The sequence below is a fragment of the Pseudomonas helleri genome, assembly GCF_045830615.1.
GTDB lineage: Bacteria > Pseudomonadota > Gammaproteobacteria > Pseudomonadales > Pseudomonadaceae > Aquipseudomonas > Aquipseudomonas helleri.
In genome coordinates this window covers 2,917,022-2,937,641 of record NZ_CP174501.1, presented here as the reverse complement: position 1 = coordinate 2,937,641, position 20,620 = coordinate 2,917,022, and the positions used below count along the sequence as shown (strand labels likewise).

Annotated in this window: 13 protein-coding genes; 10 read left to right on the top strand and 3 right to left on the bottom strand. The window is 56.3% G+C overall.

From position 1 onward, the window contains the following. Positions 1-8: 8 nt before the first annotated feature. A complete protein-coding gene (locus ACJJU9_RS13095; RefSeq protein ID WP_407728672.1) occupies positions 9-1,397 on the bottom strand; it encodes an ATP-binding protein in 1,389 nt (462 codons plus the stop codon). Next, the gene (locus ACJJU9_RS13090; RefSeq protein ID WP_407728671.1) at positions 1,394-2,104 is read right to left on the bottom strand and encodes a response regulator; all 711 of its coding nucleotides are present in this window, start codon (positions 2,102-2,104) and stop codon (positions 1,394-1,396) included. Before ACJJU9_RS13090 ends, ACJJU9_RS13095 begins: the two co-directional genes overlap by 4 nt. 189 nt (positions 2,105-2,293) lie before the next feature. On the opposite strand from ACJJU9_RS13090, the gene ACJJU9_RS13085 reads away from it, so the two are divergent. From ACJJU9_RS13085 to ACJJU9_RS13065, 5 genes are read left to right on the top strand one after another with little or no spacing between them, the layout of a single operon-like run. Then, positions 2,294-4,672 carry a TonB-dependent siderophore receptor gene (locus ACJJU9_RS13085; RefSeq protein WP_314915280.1) on the top strand — a complete coding sequence of 793 codons (2,379 nt, stop codon included), beginning with the start codon at positions 2,294-2,296 and terminating at the stop codon, positions 4,670-4,672. Between the two features lie 24 nt (positions 4,673-4,696). Next, a complete protein-coding gene (locus ACJJU9_RS13080) occupies positions 4,697-5,377 on the top strand; it encodes a Fe2+-dependent dioxygenase (protein WP_407728670.1) in 681 nt (226 codons plus the stop codon). A gap of 47 nt (positions 5,378-5,424) precedes the next feature. Continuing rightward, on the top strand, positions 5,425-6,519 hold the full coding sequence (locus ACJJU9_RS13075) for an ABC transporter substrate-binding protein (RefSeq protein ID WP_407730990.1): 1,095 nt from the start codon (positions 5,425-5,427) through the stop codon (positions 6,517-6,519). After that, positions 6,516-7,577: an iron ABC transporter permease gene (locus ACJJU9_RS13070; RefSeq protein WP_048371955.1), complete on the top strand. Its 1,062-nt coding sequence runs from the start codon at positions 6,516-6,518 to the stop codon at positions 7,575-7,577. The genes ACJJU9_RS13075 and ACJJU9_RS13070 overlap by 4 nt, the downstream gene beginning before the upstream one ends. Next, positions 7,574-8,344 carry an ABC transporter ATP-binding protein gene (locus tag ACJJU9_RS13065; protein ID WP_407728669.1) on the top strand — a complete coding sequence of 257 codons (771 nt, stop codon included), beginning with the start codon at positions 7,574-7,576 and terminating at the stop codon, positions 8,342-8,344. The genes ACJJU9_RS13070 and ACJJU9_RS13065 overlap by 4 nt, the downstream gene beginning before the upstream one ends. Positions 8,345-8,490: 146 nt before the next feature. Here the strand turns inward: ACJJU9_RS13065 and ACJJU9_RS13060 are convergent, their stop codons facing one another. Beyond that, positions 8,491-9,267, bottom strand: coding sequence for a DeoR/GlpR family DNA-binding transcription regulator (locus ACJJU9_RS13060; protein ID WP_407728668.1), 777 nt, complete (start codon positions 9,265-9,267; stop codon positions 8,491-8,493). Between the two features lie 119 nt (positions 9,268-9,386). Between ACJJU9_RS13060 and ACJJU9_RS13055 the strand changes: the two genes are divergently transcribed. The 5 genes from ACJJU9_RS13055 (at position 9,387) to ACJJU9_RS13035 (ending at position 20,423) form a co-directional block, all read left to right on the top strand. After that, positions 9,387-10,406 (top strand): glycoside hydrolase family 3 N-terminal domain-containing protein, encoded by a 1,020-nt coding sequence (locus ACJJU9_RS13055; RefSeq protein WP_407728667.1) that lies wholly within the window; start codon positions 9,387-9,389, stop codon positions 10,404-10,406. Positions 10,407-10,545: 139 nt separating this feature from the next. Next, a complete protein-coding gene (locus tag ACJJU9_RS13050; protein WP_407728666.1) occupies positions 10,546-15,912 on the top strand; it encodes a dermonecrotic toxin domain-containing protein in 5,367 nt (1,788 codons plus the stop codon). A 283-nt stretch (positions 15,913-16,195) separates the two neighbouring features. Further along, entirely contained in the window at positions 16,196-16,705 is a 510-nt protein-coding gene (locus ACJJU9_RS13045) for a sigma-70 family RNA polymerase sigma factor (protein WP_123749284.1), read from the top strand. Position 16,706: 1 nt separating this feature from the next. After that, entirely contained in the window at positions 16,707-17,666 is a 960-nt protein-coding gene (locus ACJJU9_RS13040; protein WP_407728665.1) for a FecR domain-containing protein, read from the top strand. 114 nt (positions 17,667-17,780) lie between these two features. Continuing rightward, entirely contained in the window at positions 17,781-20,423 is a 2,643-nt protein-coding gene (locus ACJJU9_RS13035) for a TonB-dependent receptor (protein WP_153373137.1), read from the top strand. Positions 20,424-20,620: the final 197 nt, after the last annotated feature.

The following is a 20,620-nucleotide window of genomic DNA, read 5'->3' as shown; positions in this document are numbered from 1 at the left end:
TCCGCTCGTCAGCGACTACAGATCTTTAACGTCAATACGGCATCCAGCCCGCCTTCGGGGCGGTTACGCAGCACCAACGTGCCGCCATGGGCCGTTGCTACGGTCTGGGCAATGCTCAAACCCAGGCCGTAGCCGCCGGTGCTGCTGTTGCGCGAAGTGTCGAGTCGGTAAAAGGGCTCCAGCACTTGTGTCAGTTGCTCAGGCGCAATACCGGGGCCGCTGTCGCGCACGGTAATGACTAAATGCTCTGGTTGCTCATCGACGATCACCTGCACGTCACGGGCGTAGCGCACGGCATTTTCCAGCAAGTTTTGCACACACCGCTTGAGGCTGCGGGCATAACCCGACACCGGGTGTCTGGCGCGGCCTGTCAGGGTGATGTGCTCGCCAATGTCTTGCAGGTCAGCCTGCAAGCTCTGCAACAAGGCGTTGATGTCGATGTTCTGCCGGGCTTCGTTGATCTCACCACTGCTGACAAACTCCAGCGTGGTCGACACTAACCCCTCCATGTCGGTCAGGTCTTTGCGAAAGCGCTGCTTTTGTTGCTCGTCATCAAGCATTTCGGTGCGCAGGCGCAGGCGGGTAATTGGCGAGCGCAGATCATGGGACACCGCCGCCAAAAAACGTGTGCGCTCGGCCAGGCTCTGCAGCAGACGCTGTTGCATCAGGTTGAAGGCCTCGGCGGCGCGGCGGACTTCCACCGGCCCTTCGACTTCCAGTGGCTTGCGGCGGATATCGTTGCCCAGCGCCTGGGCGGCCTGAGCCAGTTGGTTTAATGGCCGAATGGCCAGGCGCACGGCAAACAGGGCGATGATAACCAGCACGATGATGCGCACCAGGTAGATACGCCAAAAGTAGTCGAGCATCACATCGGCAGGGGACAGGCTAGTCCAGCCTTGATCTTCCTTGGCCTGCACCTGCAGCCAGCGCCCATCGGGCAGTTGCAGCTCAATGGAAAACTGCCCGGCGACCGGGCTGGAGCCGAACAAGGCGTCGACCCCGGCTTTAAGGCCTTGCTGATCAAGCAAGGTCAGGTTAAGCAACCTCAGGGGCGTGCGGGTGCCGGTTTTTTCATTGATCAGATTTTTCAGCAGGTCTTGCGTCGCCTGATCCTGAGTCGACAGCCTCGCGCTGACGGGGAGGGGCGCATCGTGCTCGGTCAACTGAAAGTCAGGTGTGTTCAAGTTGCTGAGCAACTGGGCGGTGTTCTCGGGGCTGAACGCTGACACCCGCACGATATCGGCCAGGCGGCTGGCAATCAGCCGGGTCGGGATCTCCAGCACCTGGCTGTGACGCACGTCATACCAGATGCTGCTGGTGGCCACCTGGGCGCCGAGCATGCCGGCCACCAGAATGATCACCAGTCGCCCATAAAGCGTGCGCGGTATCAGCTTCATGATTCGTGGGTCACCTTGCTTGAGGTCAGCATGTAGCCTTCGTTGCGCACGGTTTTGATCAGCTCGGGAGTCAGTTGCTGGCGCAGGCGGCTGACGCACACATCAATCGAGCGGTCGAAGGGCGTGCTGTCTTTCTCGAACACATGATTAAGCAAAAAATCCCGGCTCAGCGGGCGGTTAGGGTGCTGCAACAATAAGCGCAGCACACGGTAGTCGGAGTTGCCGAGGCTGATCACCAGCCCTTCGGGGGACAGTACTTGACGCGCGCGGGTGTCGAGGCGCCAGCCGTCGAAGTTCACATACGGCGCTTCGTCGACCCGTGCCCGCTCCGGAAAGCTCTGCGCCCGGCGCAAGACCACCTTGATCCGCACCAGCAATTCGCGCGGATCGAACGGCTTGGGCAGGTAATCATCCGCGCCAATTTCCAGCCCCACAATGCGGTCGATCAGGCTGCCGCGTGCGGTGAGCATGATCACCGGGATGTTGGAGGTCACCCGTAACGTGCGGCACAGGCTAAGGCCGTCTTCGCCGGGCAGCATCAGGTCGAGCACGATCAGGTCAATGACGTTCATCTCTAGGCGGCGGTGCATCTCCTTGCCGTCACAAGCCGTTGACGTCTGATAGCCGGCATCGCGCAGGTAGTCGGCCAGCAGTTGGCGGATTTCGGGGTCGTCATCGACGATTAATACGTGATCTAGCTTGGACATGTGAACTCGTCTGGGCCTTGGGAAAGATGTGCAATAGCGGATTTTGCGATGGCGAGGCCAGCGAAATGTAATGAAATGTTGTGGCGGCGATTTTCATGCGTCACCAATACAAAGTCGAACAATTGCCGGCAATGACCCTCTTTAGAATGGCGAATCTAAATGCGAGTCATTGTAATTAAGGAAGGTCCGATGCCATCGTCACCCGATGCGGCTGTTGTTCGCAATACCCCTTATGCCTTGAACGGGACATTGGCGCCCTTTATCGGAGTGATGGCGCTCGGAGTCTTCAGCGTGCCAACCCGTGCTGCCGAGCAAGCTGACGCCGCCCTGACCTTGCCTGCCTTGAGTGTTCAGGGTAGCTACGATTCACCGTTCAAGGTGGACGAAGTGTCCTCGCGCAAAGTCATGACGCCGCTGCTGGACGCCCCGCAAAGTATCACCATCGTGCCCCAGCAAGTGCTCAAGGAACAAAACGCGCAGAGCCTGCAAGACATTCTGCGCAACGTACCGGGCATCACCTTTATGTCAGGGGAGGGCAACCTGGGCTGGGGCGACCTGTTTTCTATACGCGGGTTTTCGTCCGAGCAAAGCCTGACAGTCGATGGCGTGCGTGATGCGGGCATGTCGAGTCGCAATGACACCTTTAACCTGCAACAGGCTGAAGTCTTTAAAGGCACCGGCGCGATTGAGTCGGGCATTTCGGCAGTGGGCGGCAGCGTCAACCTGGTGAGCAAGGAAGCTCATTTGGGTGATGCCAACCGCATCTCTGCCGGTGTGGGCACCGACGGTTACCGTCGGGTGACCGCCGACATCAACCAGGAACTGACCGACACCAGCGCCGTGCGCATCAACTTGATGAAGCATGAAAGCCAGGTGGCCGACCGTGATGACGTCGATTACGACCGCTGGGGCATTGCCACCTCACTGGCCTTGGGGTTGTCGACACCGACCCGTGCTTACCTCGATTTCTTCTATCAAAAGGATGACAACACCCCTGACGGCGGCTTGCCGATTTTGCGCGGCACCGATGGCAAACGTATGCCCGGTGTTAAACGCAACAATTGGTACGGCGACTCCAGTTTGTACACTCAACAGACCGAGACCACCTCGCTGACCGGGAAGCTGGAACATGACTTTGACAACGGCGCCTTGCTGACCAACCAGGTGCGCTGGCAGCAGACTGACAACTTTGCGGTCTTGTCCCCGGCACGGTTTTTCTCCGCCAACCCGGATGGATCCAAGACCTGCACCGGCAGCCGTTGCGCCACCCTGGGTTATGTCGGCGTGGGCCCTGTGTCGACGGTCAACGGGGTCAAGGTGTACACCGATTACACCAACAACGGCAGCACCGCCAATGGCGTGTTGCGCGGCAGCGATTTCGGCCTGTCCAAGCGCTACACCATCCTCGACAACCAGACCGACCTCAGCTTTGCCTTCGACACCGGCTCCATCAGCCACAAGGCCGTCACCGGCCTGGATCTGTACCACGAAACCTACGGCGGCCTGCACCGCAATGCCAAGGTTCCGGCGGCGAACATGACGTTCGACATGGGCGACCCGCAACACAGCTTTGATACGGTTTACACCACCAAAGGCTTTAACGAACCGCGCTCCAGTATCGACAACGCCGGGCTGTACGCGGCCGACACCCTGACCCTCAATCAGTGGTGGCAAGTGATGGGCTCGCTGCGCTACGACCACTGGACTGCCGAAACCACCCAGAGTGGCCAGGCGGACATCAAAGACACCTCGGGCGCCTGGAGCGGCCGTGCCGGTGTGGTCTTCAAACCCCGGCCAAACGGCACTATTTACGCGTCTTACAGCCAATCGGCGCAGCCTTCGGCGGTGGGTGCCTCGACCAACAATCAGATCTATGGCGCGGCGAGCACCAGCAGCTACAAACCCGCCCAATCGAAAACCTATGAACTCGGCACCAAGTGGGATTTGCTGGATAAAGGCATCAGCGTGACGGCGGCGATTTTCCGTACCGAGCTGGAAAACTCCTGGGAATACACCGAAGGTGATGCTTCGCCGGTGCGCGCACTGCCTGCCAAACGGGTCGATGGCGTCGAGTTGGGCCTGCAAGGCAACATTACCGAGCGCTGGACGGCCTACAGTGGTTTCTCGGCGCTTAAAAGCGATCAAACCAAGGGCGTCAACAAAGGTGAAGAGGCCAAGAACGTTCCCGACCTGACCGCCAATCTGTGGACCACCTATGCCTTCACCGACGACCTGAGCTTCAGCTACGGTGCCAACTATGTCGGGCGTCGCCGTTACACAGACAACAAATACGTGGGCGGCCTGAACAACAACAGCAGCAACGCCGATGGCCCGTCCGGGGTGCTGCCGATCTACACCCGCGACAAAGAAAAGGCGCCGGGCTACTGGGTGCACTACGTAGCGGCGCAGTACAAGGTCAACCGCCAGACCACGGTCAACCTCAACGTCGACAACCTGTTCAACACCTTTTATTTCAGCCGTATCGGCGCCTCGCTGGATGGTTTCCAGCTGTATGGCGTACCGGGTGCCGGGCGCACGCTGACCGCCAGCATCGACTATGACTTTTAAGCCTGGCGGGCGCGGGAGCCGCGCATGCTGATCGACATTGCCGACGTCTTCACCGCCGACGAAGTGGACGAGATGCGCACGCGGTTGCTGGCTGAACCTTGGGTGGATGGCAAAGTCACGGCCGGGCAGCGCTCGGCCCGTGACAAGTTCAACCGCCAATTGAACGAAGATTCGGCGCTGGGTGTGTTGTTTGGCCAGCGCATCCTCGCGCGGTTGTCCGAGAACGCGCTGTTTATGTCGGCGGCGTTGCCCAAGCGGATCTATCCGCCACTGTTCAATCGTTACAGCGGGGGCGAAGCGTTCGGCTTTCATATCGATAACGCCATTCGCGGCATCAAAGGTGTGCGCGAACGGGTGCGCACCGACCTGTCCGCCACCTTGTTTTTGACCGACCCGCAGACCTACGACGGCGGCGAACTGGTGATCCGCGACACCTTTGGCGAGCGCAGCGTCAAGTTACCGGCCGGGCATCTGGTGCTGTACCCCGGCACCAGCGTGCACAAGGTCAATCCCGTCACTCGTGGCGAACGGGTGGCGGCATTTTTCTGGATCGAAAGCCTGGTCCGCGAAGACAGCCAGCGCAGCCTGTTACTCGACATGGATGTAGCCATTCAGCGCCTGAGCGCACAACAGGCCGACGACGAGTCGTTGCTGCAACTCAGCGGCGTGTACCACAACCTCTTGCGTCGCTGGAGCGACGTGTGAGCCCTTCATTTAGTGGGAGATTAATCGTGTCCAAATCGTTTTCACGCATGTGGTCATTGCTGGTGGTGTTAGTTGTTGGCGGGTTCGGCATGGTGTCGTCGGCCTGGGCCAAAGACGTCACCGACGTGTTGGGTCGGGTGGTTGACGTGCCTGAGCATGTTCAGCGGGTGGTGCTGGGCGAGGGTCGATTGATTTCGACGCTGGCCATTCTTGACCGCGATCAGCCTTTTAAGCGCGTCGTGGGCTGGCAGAACGACTTGCGCAAACTTGACCCCAATACCTACGCCGCTTACGTGGCGAAGTTCCCCGAGGTCAAAGACATTCCGCTGATTGGCCAGGCCTCGGAGCAGAGCGTCAGCGCTGAGGAAATCCTCTCGCTGAAGCCGGACCTGGCGGTGTTCAGCATCTCCGGGCATGGCCCGACCGAGCACAGCCCGGTGGCCGATATCCTCGAAAAAGCCGGTATCCCGGTGCTGTTTGTCGACTTTCGGGTTAACCCGGTACAGGGCACCCATGACAGCATGACGGCACTGGGCAAGGCCCTGGGGCGTGAAGCGCAAGCTCAAGCTTTCCTGGATTTCTACCAGCAGCACATTGACCACATCACCGAAACCTTGGGCGTGATTGACGACAGCAACCGCCCAAGCGTGTTTCTTGAACTGCTGGCCGGGGTCTGGGCCAACCCGGGGCATACCACGGGCAAAGGCGGCATGGGCGAACTGATCAAACTGGTGGGCGGCCGCAATATTGCCGCTGGCGTCGTGCCCGGTGCACTGGGCGATATCAGTGTTGAATATGCGCTCAAGGCTGATCCGGACATTTACATCCTCACCGGCAACCAAAAGCCCGGCGTGATGATGGGCGCAGGCGTTGACCAGGCCACGGCCCAGGCGTCGCTCAAGCAGGTGCTGAGCCGCCCTGAGTTCGCCCAACTGCGGGCGATTCGCGAAGGCAATGTACATGGCTTGTGGCATGACTTTTACAACTCGCCGTACAACATCCTGGCGATCGAGGCCATGGCCAAGTGGATACACCCCGAGAAGTTTGCCTCCCTTGACCCGCAGCACACGCTGGAGCAAATCAACCAGCAGTTCCTCGGCATGCCGCTGGCAGGCCAATACTGGATCAGTGAACAGAAATGACCGCGCACCTGAACCCTGCCGTGGCTGCTGCCAGCCACGGCTACCGGCGTCTGCTGGCGCGACGGGTTGGCTTGTTAGTGGGCATCGGCATTGCTTTGGTCGCGGCGGTGTTGCTCGATTTGTCGACCGGCTCCTCGGGGATGACCCTTGGGGCTTTGGTCGACGGCCTGTTGCACCCGCAAAACCTGGCTGTGACCGACCGGGTGATCATCTGGAATGTGCGCTTGCCTTACGCGCTGATGGCGGTGCTGGTGGGCGCTGCGCTGTCACTGGCCGGTGCAGAAATGCAGGCCATCCTCAATAACCCGCTGGCCAGCCCCTTTACCCTTGGTGTTTCGTCGGCGGCGGCGTTGGGCGCCTCGCTGATCATAGTTTTTCCAGTCAGCAGCGCCTTGTTGAGCCGCGATTCGATCGTGGCGTTGTCAGCCTTCGTGTTTGCCTGCGGCTCGATGTTTTTGCTGCATGGCATGTCGCGATTAAGAGGCGCAGGGGTCGAAACCCTGGTGCTGTTCGGCATTGCCCTGGTGTTCAGCTGTAACGCTTTGGTGGCGCTGTTGCAGTTGCTGGCCACCGAAGATGTGCTGCAACAGCTGGTGTTCTGGAGCCTGGGCAGCGTCGCGCGGGCCAATTGGGACAAGTTGAGCATTCTGGCCGTGGTGCTGGCGCTGATCATGCCGTTTTCGCTGCAGGCGTCTTCGCGCATGACCTTGTTGCGCATGGGCGAGGACCGCGCGCAAAGCTTTGGCGTTGACGTGCGCCGGCTGCGGTTTTTCTCGCTGCTGCGCATCAGCTTGCTGTCGGCGACGGCGGTGGCCTTTGTCGGCACCATTGGCTTTATCGGTCTGGTGGGCCCGCACATTGCGCGTATTTTGATTGGTGAAGACCAGCGCTTTCTGTTCCCGGCCAGCGCGCTGGTGGGGGCGCTGTTGCTGTCACTGTCCTCGGTGGTCAGCAAAATCATCATGCCGGGGGTGATCGTGCCGGTCGGCATCGTCACCGCTTTGGTGGGCGTGCCGATTTTTGTGGCGCTGGTGTTCAAGCGGGGTCGACAGTTATGAGTGCTCAAGGCTTAGTGATCAGCCATGCCCAGGTGACTTATGGCCGTCGCGTGGTGATTTCGGATGCGTCATTGCCCGAGTTACAACCCGGCACTCTCACCGCGTTGATCGGGCCCAATGGTGCCGGCAAATCCACGTTGCTACGCGGTCTGGCGGGGCTTGAACGCTTGCAGGGCACGGTCAGCTTGCAAGCCCGGCCATTGACGACGATGTCGGTGTCGGAGCGAGCGCGACTCATCACCTACATGCCGCAACACCTGCCGCCGGGGCTGGGGCTCAGCGTGATCGAAAGCGTCATGGCAGCCTTGCGTGTCGGTGGTAGCGGTGGTGATTACCTGGAACAGGCCTATGCCGCTTTGCAGCGCATTGGCATCGAACACCTGGCGGATCGTATGCTCAATGCGCTCTCGGGCGGGCAGCGGCAACTGGTTAGCCTGGGGCAACTGATTGCGCGTCGTCCGAGCGTCATGCTGCTGGACGAACCCACCAGTGCGCTGGATCTGAGCTACCAGCTGCGGGTGATGGAATGCGTGCGTGACATGGTTCGCCAGCACCAATTGATCGCGGTGATCGTGATGCACGACATCAGCCTTGCGGCGCGTTATGCCGACACCATTGCGGTGTTACGTGACGGGCAAATCATGGGCTTTGGCGCCGCAGAGGATGTACTGACCCCGCAATTGTTTGCCGATGTATACGGCGTCAAGGCACGGGTCGAGCGCTGCTCGCAACAGACCCTGCAAGTGCTGGTGGATTGCCCTGTCTAATAAATAGCGTATGGATTTAAAGGTCCTGTAGGAGCGAGCTTGCCTCGCGATCTTTTGATCTTTTAAAAGATCGCGAGGCTCGCTCCTACAGTTTTCAGGGTAGTTATCCGTTCTTCAACACCACCCAGCCTCGCAATCTCTTGATCTCAGCTCGCGACCACAACTGTCGAGACCTTGGCCTGAATAGGCTCCAGCCGTTCTGCCGGGGCGTCATGCTCCACCACCAGCACACTCAATTCGTCACAGGCAGCGACGTGGTAGTGGGCAATGCTGGACAGTTTTTCATTGGTTACGGCCACCACAATTTGCCCGCTTCGCGACACCACGGCACGCTTGAATTCTGCTTCGTCCATGTTGAACGCTGTCACGCCCTTGCTGGCATCAATCGCGCAGGCGCCTAAAAAGCACAGATCAAAATTGAAATGGGCCAATTGTTGAATCGCGCTCAGGCCATGGATGTTGCCTGAGGTTTTGTCCAGGCGCCCACCCAGCAAGATCACTTCGGCCAACGGCAGCGTGTCCAGTTGCAGGGCAATGGTGGGTGAGTTGGTGGTGACGCAAACTGCAATATTGTGATCGATTGCGCTCGTTATGCAGGCGTTGGTGGTGCCGCCATCGATAAACACGTGCTGGCCCGCTTTGATCAGGGTCGCTGCCGCCTGGCCCAGCGAGCTTTTGCGCTCGATGTGTTGCGTTTGCCTGTCCTTCACAGGTCGCTCAGGCGCCAATGAAATGGCCCCTCCGTACACCCGTTTACACAGCCCCGCTTGCGCCAGCGCCGCAAGATCGCGGCGGATTGAGTGCTCGGAAACGTTAAATTCTTGAGCCAGCTCCCCAGCCACCACCCGGCCGTGAGTCGCCAGCCGTTGAGCGATCAGGGTTTGTCGCTCTCCGGGGAAACTCTCATGAGTGAGCATTGACATCCCTTGAATCCTGTTTAAATTGAGCATAAACGAGCATTTATAATTAGTTTTGTGCTCGAAGTTGATCGATATCATGCGTGGCGGCTGGTCGCGCGTCAAATAGCGGTAAAGGAGTCGTAATGTCAGGTGAACTGCTGCGGGCTGCGTATTCGGTATTGTTGCCCGCCATCGGCGATTTGAATCTGGATGAGCCTGTCCGTCGCCATTTAAGCCGTGGTGGCGTCTCGGTGTTGTTGGGCGAAACACGGGATGAGTACATCGGCAGGGCCATGACCCAGGCCCGTCGCGACGCCGAGACGCAAACCAAATTGGCCAGCCTGACTCAACACGTCGCGGCATTGGCCGGTGGGCCAGTGTTAATCGCGGTGGATCAAGAACTCGGTGGCATCGAGCGCCTGCACCAATTGGTCCCGGCTATTCCTTCAAGGGCGCAACTCAAAGACCTGAGTGCAGAGGTTATTGAACAGCGCTGCTATGAAATGGCCAGTGTGGCACGCCGGTTAGGCGTCAATCTGTTCCTCGCGCCGATTGTTGATGTGGTGACCGGCATCAATCCCTGGCTGCTTAACCGGCATTTGGGTGATGACCCGGTGCAGGTCAGTCGAATTTCTTGTGCCTTTATCCGTGGGGTTCAGCGTGCCGGGGTCATTGCCACGGCTAAACATTTTCCGGGTCACTACGCCACTGAGCATGACCCGGCCATTGCTCTGGCTGCCGTGCACGGCCCGCTGGAGTTGCTTGACGACAACCTCCAGGTGTTTCGACAAGTGATTGGAGCCGGTGTGCAAGCGGTGATGCCAGGCCCGGCGGTGTTCCCGGCTATTGACCCTGACCAGTCGGCCTCGACATCGGCCAAGGTCATTGCCTTGTTGCGTGACACGCTGGGGTTCGACGGGCTGATCATTTCAGATGACCTGGACGCAGTGTCCATCCTGCGGGGCAATACCTTGACCGATACGGCCGTGGCTTCGCTGGCGGCGGGTGCGCATCTGTTGCTGGTGTCCAGCGAGTCAGGGCTCGATGCCATTGCCGAGGCGATTGTCAGCGCAGTGGATGAAGGAACGCTGGAGCGTCAGGTGTTGCTGGCGGCCTCTTTCAAAGTGCATCAGATGGCTTTAACGCAGGCAGTCAGTACCTGATTACCTCAGCACTTTCTCCGACGGGCTGGTATAGCAATATGTAGTCATTGTCGCCCCCATGTTCCGCGTACTGTCCCCACTCATAGGGGCTTGTGCCTTGCTATTCGGCAGGGCAGGCCCTCCTGACAAGGACGGACCTATGACCGATGCGTCAAACTATTACTATTCGGAAAATGCGATCAAAGAGCGTTTTCTGGCCCAAGTGAATGAGCAGTTTTTAGCAGGAACCTTAAGCCCGGATCAGCGCAGTTGGCTAAATCAAGTGCTGCTTCAAACTGAAGATAGCCGCACCGGCCAGCCTGATCCGATGCATGTGTGCGAAGTGTTTTTTTATCGTGGCGCATCCAACACTCGCAAAGGGTATTTCAGAGGGGCCTTCACACTGTCCAAAGGGCTTAAAGACTCGGATACCTACGTGCTGTTCTCGTTGGTGAACGGGCTGGAAACCTTTTCCAGTTGGCAGTCTCTGACTGAGACCTATCGTCAACACCTGAGCAACAGTAAAGCCCAAATCATGCATTTTCTTCCAATGGATGCACGTCCGCATTTATTGGAAGCGGGTGATTTTAATGTTGTAAAACAACCGATATCGGGCTCTGTATTCGGGACCACCAGTTCTCTATTTGAGTCTGAGCGAACAATCGACCTGCAAAATGTCTTGAGCCTATTGTCGGGTGTGCCTTCTGCTCGAACAGTGGTAATTGAAAAACTTAATGCTCAGGCCAATGGCGCCCTGGAGCCCAATGCCGCAGAAACCCAGAACCGGGTGCGCAACCCTGTAGCAGACCTGGTTTTTGAATTTTTTTTGAAGGGCAGTTTCTCCGGTCTACATGATTATGAGTTTGCTCGTTCTGCCAATAGCAGGGGCATAAAGGGAAAAAGTCGTGAAGTACTGGAACTTGAGTTTCTACGTTCTATTGGACAGGTTTCTAACAATCTGGACAGCCAACTTGAAGCAGCGATTACCCAGTACTGGGATTCTCCCATCCATCCTGAGCTGAGTTTGCATGAGTGCATCAAACATGCCCTGCGAGATCGCTTCATGGATGCGCTGATGCAAGCCCGGCATGTTGGTTCAATTACCGAAAACGACTTCAACGCAGTGTATGAATGCGCGATGGGCATAGATTCATCCAGCGTGAATTCAGCGACTCTGCACTTGGCGGGCGTAAAGGGTGATCCAATCCCTTTGGCGGGCTGGTATTGCTTTTTCATCGACAGTCACGAGCGCAGTTTACTGGTGATGGGGGATCAAGGCCTGAAGTTCTACAGAGACTGGTTCGATTTCACACGTGAGAACCTGCCTCGTTTTAAAGCCTTGCGATCTGACACGTCCTTGAAAGAACTGCCTTTGTCTGAGGCCTCATTAAGCCGCTATATAAGTTTCAAGGACCGTGACCGATTGACTAAAGGCCTGCAGCTGAATATTGAGTTTGGTTTACGGGCCATTGACTTGTTTGCCGTCTTGGCAAGCAGTGTGCGTACACGAATGAGTGATGATATTAACGGGCTTACTTCCTTTCTGAAAAATACCGCCACTCAGATAAGTTCTTACACGTCCCAAGATTACGCCAGCTTTACGCACTCTGTGTTGGACCAGGCATCGGATATTCGTCTGCTGATAAATCCTGAACTGCTGGAGGGGGCTATTAATAATCGCTGGAGCTCACGTTTTTCCATCGGTGAAACTGCATTTGAAACCCCGACAGAAGCCATTGAACAATTAAAAGTGCCATTGTCCTTAGTCAGGGCGCGTCTTGAATCGTTACGTGATGATATAGCCTTTTACCACAACGGATTTCCAACTATTCGGACATGCGTCAAGGAACTCATGCAGCAGGATTGGGCGCTTATGGGCCGATCGGGGCTGGTAGATGCCGAAGCCTTGAGGGTGATTGTATTTAACGGTTCACAAGGCCTCAATCGGACGCCGCTCACCTCTCGCCCCATGATTGACGCTTTTTTGGAAAACCTGACCGGTCATACACCATTGCCCGATGATAAAACACGGGTCACTTTCGAGCGTGTCGGCCAGGTCGATGGAAAAACCATCTCTCTGGATGCTGCAGAGTGTGCAGCCCTCCACCAACTGATGGCGGAAATTACCCGCGATTTCAGCCAAAAACTGGATCTCTATCTGAACTCGTTTTTCTATAGTCGATCTCCTGAGGTCGATATTTTTACGAAGGCTGATCGATTAGCTATTTTCAAATCCACGTTGATATGGGCAGGCGGATATTACTTTTTCAGTTATAACGACTTGTTAGGCGTGCGCGAAGCCAGTTACATTGCGGGTGTTCAGACGCAACGCAAACGCGCTGAGCGAACTACCTTCTTTTACTTTGTTCCGGATGTTTACAGTCTGGTGCTGTACTCAGCGTCGGCTGGTATTAATGTTAATGTAGAAAACTGTTTTCTCATTACTGAGCGCGGAGGCCTGGAATCCGAATGTGCAGGGCATGTTATTTTTTGGTCGCCAGGTCATAAGTTTGAAGTGTTCGATACGCTTGACGCCTGTCAGTCGGCATTAAAGACGCGCCTGTTTGATAAAACAGATTGCATGACCCTATTGAATAACATCGGGAAAAACGCGCTGGGAAGCGTGTTCGGTCATCTGTCAGAGCTGTCAGGTGAGCAGGGCGCCTTGTTCAGTTTTTTCCTGATTGAAGATGACTATATGGATACCTTGTCACGCAGCTTTATTGATCAGCAAATCAGAGAGGTCGGTGTGGCATTGATGGAGGCCGTCACGGCAAAATTGTCCAGTGAGGCCCTGGAAAACACCATTCAAAGCTACGTAGAGCGATTCCGCGAGAGTTTGGATGTATCGACGATTATCCAGCAAGTTGATACCGCACTATTTAAAAAGGCATTGCCAATAACATTAGGCATGGCCACGGTTGACGAGCAAATTGAATATATACGTTTACTTGAACGTTACCGTGATGTGGTCAGAGACAATCATGATTATCTGTACGGTATACCCGAGATCAATGCCTATGCCCTGGATGCTCTCAAGGTTCAACTGGCTCTCGATTTTCCAGATCTCTCACTGACGCCAGATGAAATCACTATTACTCTGACACAAGTCATCAGCCCTGGTTGGTCAGCTGAAATAGCGGCCATGGGCGCTGCGGTTTCTCGTGAGACGCAAACATTGACAGCATTTGCCCTGACCGGTTTCAGTCAATTGAAGGGCCACCTGAAAGCAAGCTCAACCGGTACGACACCCCTCCCGAGTGGCATCGATGAACAGTATGTAAAGTCGCTAGTGCGCAAGTTGAACATTGGTGGCCAGTACAGAACATTGCTGAAACAAAAACTTCACAATCCCGGCCAGGAGCGTGTTGAGCGCTGCGCACTCTTTTACAAACAGCTGCCTCCTCACGCTCTGGAAGCAGCGTTCAGGGCAAAGTTGGAGCATACGTTAAGTGACAAAGCGTATAGCTTTATAAAGCATGTTCTTGATATGCCAGATGCTGTTGCCCGCGAACCTCTCAACGGGACCCTTATCACCATACGGCAGTTGAAATTACTCGCCTCACCCAATTCAGAGCCTGATCTTGTCAAGGGTATGTATTTAATTGCCCCCGTCTCATCAAGTGATGGCCCGTTTATTTTGTGGACCTTGTATGCACAAGACTTTACGTTCAAGGAATATACGAACGAAGCCAGTTTTCTGATTGACCTACGCTCGCGCGAGACATTGCAGCAACGTGTTCTGAAACGACTGGACCAGCAGAACCGGAAAAAATATGACAACGGTGGCTTCAATGAACCGCACATTATTTACATTGGTCTGGATTTCTTTTCGTTTGATGTGTCCAGTACACCCGCTCCAGCGAGTATTTCAAACACGCCCATTCAGAACAATCTGCTGTTGCAACTGTACGACGATAATTACAACTTGTTGATCGATTTGGCAGAACAGCAATCGCTCTCCACAGAGGAGGCTGACTGGAAAACGTTCAAGGGCTTGATGTCTTTAGGCAGTGATTCAGCAATGGGGCTTGCCGCACCTTTTTTACCGGCTGTGTTGAATATTCCCTTCTTTGTGGCACAAACACTGGGCCTGTTAAAGGCAGGGGGGAGGGCCGTGAGCAAACATCAATGGGGCGAGGCGGTCGAGACATTTGTGACGGCATTTATGTTGTTGATTCCTGGTCCGAAAAGACAGCCAGACAATCGCTTGATGCACTTGCCTGAGTCACCTGTTCTTGAACAGGTTGACATTGACTCGCCGCTAACCCTGCCGCTACCCGAGCCAAGCCCTAAGGTCGATGACATCGTCATCGAAAAAAACATGTTCAATGCAAAACAGTTAGCGGCATTGGACGCCTACAGTGAGAACACTGTTTCACTGGATGCCATGGAGCATGATGTTTTAACTCATCTGTATCACAGCAAGCCAAGAGGCCTGTATTACATCGTGCTGGCAGGCAAGGTCTTTCGTGTCACTGAGTCTGAAAATCGCTGGAGAATCTATTTAGGTGAAAACCGTGTAGGCCCTGCGGTCAAGTTGAATGCGTGGCAAAAATGGGAACTGGATCCCCGGGAACGTTTATTGGGCGGTGGCCCTGCTTATTCCAGGCATTCGAGTGGTCGTGATGTTCACGATTACACGATTCAGGCCCGAGGTATCAAGAGCATCCGACGGTTATCACCTGACAAAGCCTTGATGATTCAAATGGCTCATCAATTGGCCATGGAGTACCTGAGCGGAGCAAAGCAAACACTTAGTGCGATGAAAGTAATGGATCCGCAAGCGCTTCAGTATCGTTTGTGGCTGGCTGATTACTTGAATATGCCGACGTTGACAGAGCGTCAGATTCTTACTATTGATCTGGCTATCGACTTGATCTATACCCGCTTGAGCAAGCCTTCCATGAACCCTGTCAATTCCGAGCGTTTTTTGCAGGTCAAGGCTAAAAGGCCGGACGATGGCGTTGTCGCGTTTATTGACCCGAATGACACACATAAATACGTGTACCTGACAGATTTTTTCTTCAACACCCCGTTCGACAACCTGAACGCGAGTGATCATGAATGGCTGGAAGCCACCTTGCCACCCTTTGACTTTAACAATCACTACCGGGCAGTCACATTGATCCATGAGTTGTCTCATCAAAAGTTCTTCACGGAAGATATTCAATACATGAACGTGGCCTATCCGTTTGTTGAGCTCTTGAAAAACAACCCCGCCTTTGGTGCTGTTTCCAAACAAAGAATAAGTGATCTTCAGCGCAATACCCTTTCCCTGACTACACCACGCGACAAATTGTTCTCCCGGGACGGCTCTGAGCCCCCGCTCGAAGCAAGCGCAGTACAGCGTATTCTGTCCGTTACGGGCACCACGCGGTTGGACGATGCACGTGATGTGTTCTTGGCCGACCCGGTAAAACGAGCCAGCGTTATTCTTTCCAATGCCGATTCTATAACGCTCATCATCAGCCGTTTGGGCGGAAAATTAGATACCTATTTACCGGTTCAGGCTCCGACGCCTTGATTGCAAGGCAAGTGGCATGGGGGCAGAGTTCCTGCCCCCGGTTTTTTTTAAAAAAAATCTGCAAGAAAAGACCCACTCGCGCCACATACCCATAGAGCAGAGTTTTGCTTGTATCGCGGGCAGGCATTTACCCTGCCCGTGGGAGTGGCAGAGACGCCGCTGATCAATACAAAAAGTTATATAAAAATACATTTTAAGTATTATTAGCGAATAACGCCTTTTGATAGCATTGCCCCGCCGGTACACCGGACACACAGCGCATCTCACCCTGATTGGAGTCTCCATGTCCGGCGCCGACACTTCTCACAGTGAATACGTGGGCGGATTATTCCGCAGTCATTACCAATGGCTGTGCACACGCCTGCGCCGCCACCTCGATTCCAGCGCCCACGCCGAAGACATTGCCGCCGATACATTTGTGCAGTTGCTGACTTCGCCGGGCGTGGTGCCGATTCGCCAACCCCGTGCGTTGTTGACCACCATTGCCCAGCGTTTGATGTACCAGCTGTGGCGCCGTCGCGATCTGGAGCGGGCCTATCTCGATGCCCTGCAACTGGATGACGTGTACGAAGCGCCTTCGCCCGAAGACCTGGCGCAGATGATTGAGGCGCTGCAATGCATTGACCAGTTGCTCGATGGCTTGCCGGCCAAGGTCAAGGCCACCTTTTTGCTGTCTCAGGTCAATGGCCTGACTTACCCTGAAATTGCCGCTGAATTGGGCATTTCCCAACGCTCGGTCAGTGACTACATGACCAAGGCGGTCAATCGCTGCCTGCGGGCTTGCCTGGAATGACATGAACATCGAACACCAACACGACGACGTGATCGACAACGCGACTCGGTGGATTGTATTGCTGCGTTCTGGCCATGCCAGCGAGGCTGATTGGCAGGCTTACCGGCAGTGGCGCGCGCAAGACCCGCGGCATGAACAACTCTGCGCGCAACTGGAAACCCGCCTGGGGGTTTTTAAGGTGCCGATTGCCCAAGGGATCAGCGGCAAGGTGCTGCAACAGGCCCTGACTACCCCTGGCACCAGCCGCCGCAAATTATTGCAGGGCGCACTGGCCTGTACCGGTGTGGCATTGGGTGCCAGCCTGTTGGTCAGCCAGCGCACCGCGCTCGGGGAGCTGACGGCGGACGTTTCAACCGGCACCGCTGAACGCCGTACGGTGAGTTTGCCCGATGGCAGCGAACTGTTTTTGAACGCCAAAAGCGCGGTCGATCTGGATTTCAGCGGCCCGCACCGGATCGTCCGATTGCTCGATGGGGAGCTGCGAGTCAAGGTCGCCGTCAATCCGGCAACGCCTTTTCAACTGGTGACGCCGCAGGCGTTGATCCACGTGCTGGGCAGTGATTTGACCGTACGTGAACGCGAAGGGCAGGGGCTGGTGGTGGCGCTCAAAGGCGCGTTGCAGATCGCTCGCCAGGGGCTGGAAACCCTGCAACTGCAAACCGGGCATGAAGTCTCTTATGACCGCTACGGGTTTAGCCCTGTACGCGTGATGAGCCTGGGTGCCGCCGCCTGGGTCGATGGCTTGCTCGAAGTGCGGGATGTGCCGCTGGCACAGATTATCGAGGCCTTGCGGCCTTATCGCGGCGGTGTGCTGCGTATCGACCCTGCGGTTGCTGAGTTGCGCGTCAGCGGCATGTTTCGGCTGGATAAAACCGAACAGGTGCTCGACACATTGGCGCGAACCTTGCCGATCCAGGTGCTGCGTCGCAGTGATTATTGGGTCACCGTCACCTCCGTTTAAGTGCAGTTCTAAGGACATAACCAAACGATCTGCAAGTTTTCTTTGCGCCAAACCACACCTCTCCCGTAAGCGCTGCGGGGAGCAGCGTTGTTCAGAGATTTAGGGAGAGTCACCTTGAGCGCGTCCAACACCTTTTCACGTCGCCAGCTACGGGCTTTTGCCATAGGGCCTCTGGCGAGCCTGTTCCTGACCTGCGCCTATGCGGCCGAAGAAGCCCGCCAGGTCTACCACATCGCCTCCGGCCCGCTGGATGAAGTGCTGCTGAATATCAGCCGTCAGAGCGGACAAGTCATTTCGTTTACCCCGCAACTGAGCCGTTATTCGTCGGCGGCGATCAATGGCTCGTTGTCGGCGGAGCAGGCCGTTGGCGAGGCCCTGCGCGGCACCGGTTTGCAGTTGCAAGTCAGCCCGGACGGGGCGTTTATCATCAAAGAGGGCGCGGCCAGCGCTAACAAAGCCGGGACCCAGGCCCAGGACGCAGCGCCCACCACAGCCCTGGACCGGGTCGTCGCCATCGGCACTCGGCGCGCCAACGCCACGGCGTTGAGCAGCAGCGCCCCCGTGGATGTGATCAACAGCGAAGAGCTGGTGCAGACTGGCGCCGTGACTCTCAACCAGGCGCTGTTCCAGTTGCTGCCCTCGTTCAACTTTCCGCAAAACCAGAGCGCGACCCGTGGCCAGGACCCTAAAGGCGCTTCTTTGCGCGGCCTGTCCCCGGACGAAACACTGGTGTTGATCAACGGCAAGCGTCGGCATGCGTCGGCAGTGGTGAACTTGTCGGGTGGTGTGCCATTTATTGGTGCGCAGTCTGTCGACCTGGACATGATCCCGATAAGCGCCATCGACCACGTCGAGGTGCTGCGTGACGGCGCTTCTGCGCAATACGGTTCGGATGCGATTGCCGGGGTGATCAACATCGTGCTCAAAGAGCGCGACAGCGGCGGGCAAATCAATACGCAATTGGGCAAGTTTTCTCAGGGTGACGGCTTCAGCAAAACCGCTGATGGCTGGTACGGCCTGGGACTGCCGGGGGACGGTTTTCTGACCGTCAGCTTTAACGCGCTGAACAATAAACCGGACGATATCGGCGACAAGTATTTCGCTGATGGCCAAGTGCAAGACCCGCGCTGGGGTGGTGCAGGGCGTGACAAATACAACCTGGCGGCGAATGCCGAAATCGGTCTCAACGATCAATGGCGCCTCTACAGCTTCGCCACGTTCGGTCAGGACAAATCGGTCAACAATACCCCAAAGCTGTTGGCCAACAACCCGAACAACGTCACCGAGATCTACCCCAACGGGACCATTCCCAAATACCGCTACCGCTATGAAGATGGCGCGCTGACGGTCGGCACCCGGTATGAAGACGACACCCTTGGCCGCTTTGATTTAAGCGCCACTTATGGCCGCGACGAACATGACGAACTGGCCTACAACACCCTCAACCCCAGTTTTGGCATCGCCAGCCCGACCAAATTCCAGATTGCGACGCTGATCAACGAGCAAACCAACGTGGGTCTGGACTACGTCAAAGACTTGCCCGTGAACTGGCTGACCAACCCGCTGAACATTTCGGCCGGGATCGCCTACCGCAACGAGCGTTATCGCCTGGAGTCGGGTGATTCAGACTCCTATTCGTTTGGCGGAATCGACGGTGTGCAAGTGGGGGGCGTACAGGCCTCAGGTTTGACCCCGGACGATGCCGGTACCTACTCGCGGGATGTTGCCGGGGTGTATTTCGGTCTGGAAAACCAGCTCACTGAAAAGCTGCAACTGGGCCTGGCGGCGCGGACCGAGCATTACTCGGACTTCGGTTCGGCCACCACGGGCAAACTGTCGGCGCGGTATGACTTCACGCCCAAGGTCGGGTTACGTGCCACCGTCAACAACGCTTATCGCGCACCGACACTGGGTCAAATCGGCACCTCCTGGACCACCACCACCAACGTCGATGCCAATGGCAACCCGGTACTGACACGCATCTTGCCGTCCGATAACCCGGCGGCACGCGCCTTGGGTGCCGAACAATTGAAGCCTGAGAAATCGACCAACTACTCGCTGGGTCTGGTGCTGCGTCCTGTTGACCAGGCCTCTGTGACCATCGATGCGTATCAGATCTCCATCCGTGATCGACTGTTGTTCAGCGGCGGTATTTCCGGGCCAGACGCCGAGCGCATTCTGACGGAGGCGGGCTACGGCCAGTACACCTGGGCGCAGTTCATGACCAACGCGGTCGATACCCGCACCCGCGGCGTCGACATCGTCGGCAAGTACAACTTTGACCTGCAACAGTACGGTTCGCTGGCACTGAGCGCGGGTTACACCCGTGCTAAAACCACCATTGAGAAGGTCCACGAAAACGCCAACGGCTTTGAAACCGTGACCCGTGAAAGCCGTGGTTACCTGGAGTATGGCTACCCCAAAGACAAGTTCGTGCTGGGCGCGATTCACCGCTACGGCCCGTGGACCGTGGCCTTGAACGAAACCCGTTATGGCGAATACCGCAAGTTCGCCGCACAGGCCAGCGACTCGCAATACGATCAAACCTTCGGCGCTCAATGGACCACAGACCTGGACGTCAACTACGCCTTCACCAAGCAACTGCGCGTGTCGGTCGGTGCCAACAACCTGTTCAACAGCAAACCGGATGACTTTGACAGCCACCTGCGTCAAACCCCAAGCCAGAAGTACAGCTACCTGTCACCGGCGGCACCTGAAGGCACGTTTTACTACACCCGCTTGAGCTACGAGTTCTGATACGCGGTGGCGGGGCAACCCGCCACCACTTCAACCATCGGTTTTACCCGTCCTTCCTCCTTCTGCATAACGTCCCGCTCATCGGCGGGGTTATGCGTCTGTAAATTCAAAAATAAACATATCTTTCAAATAGATAGCGGTTTTTAGCACTCCATCTTGCTGTCTTCACGATTATTTAATGGTTTTAAAATTAGTTA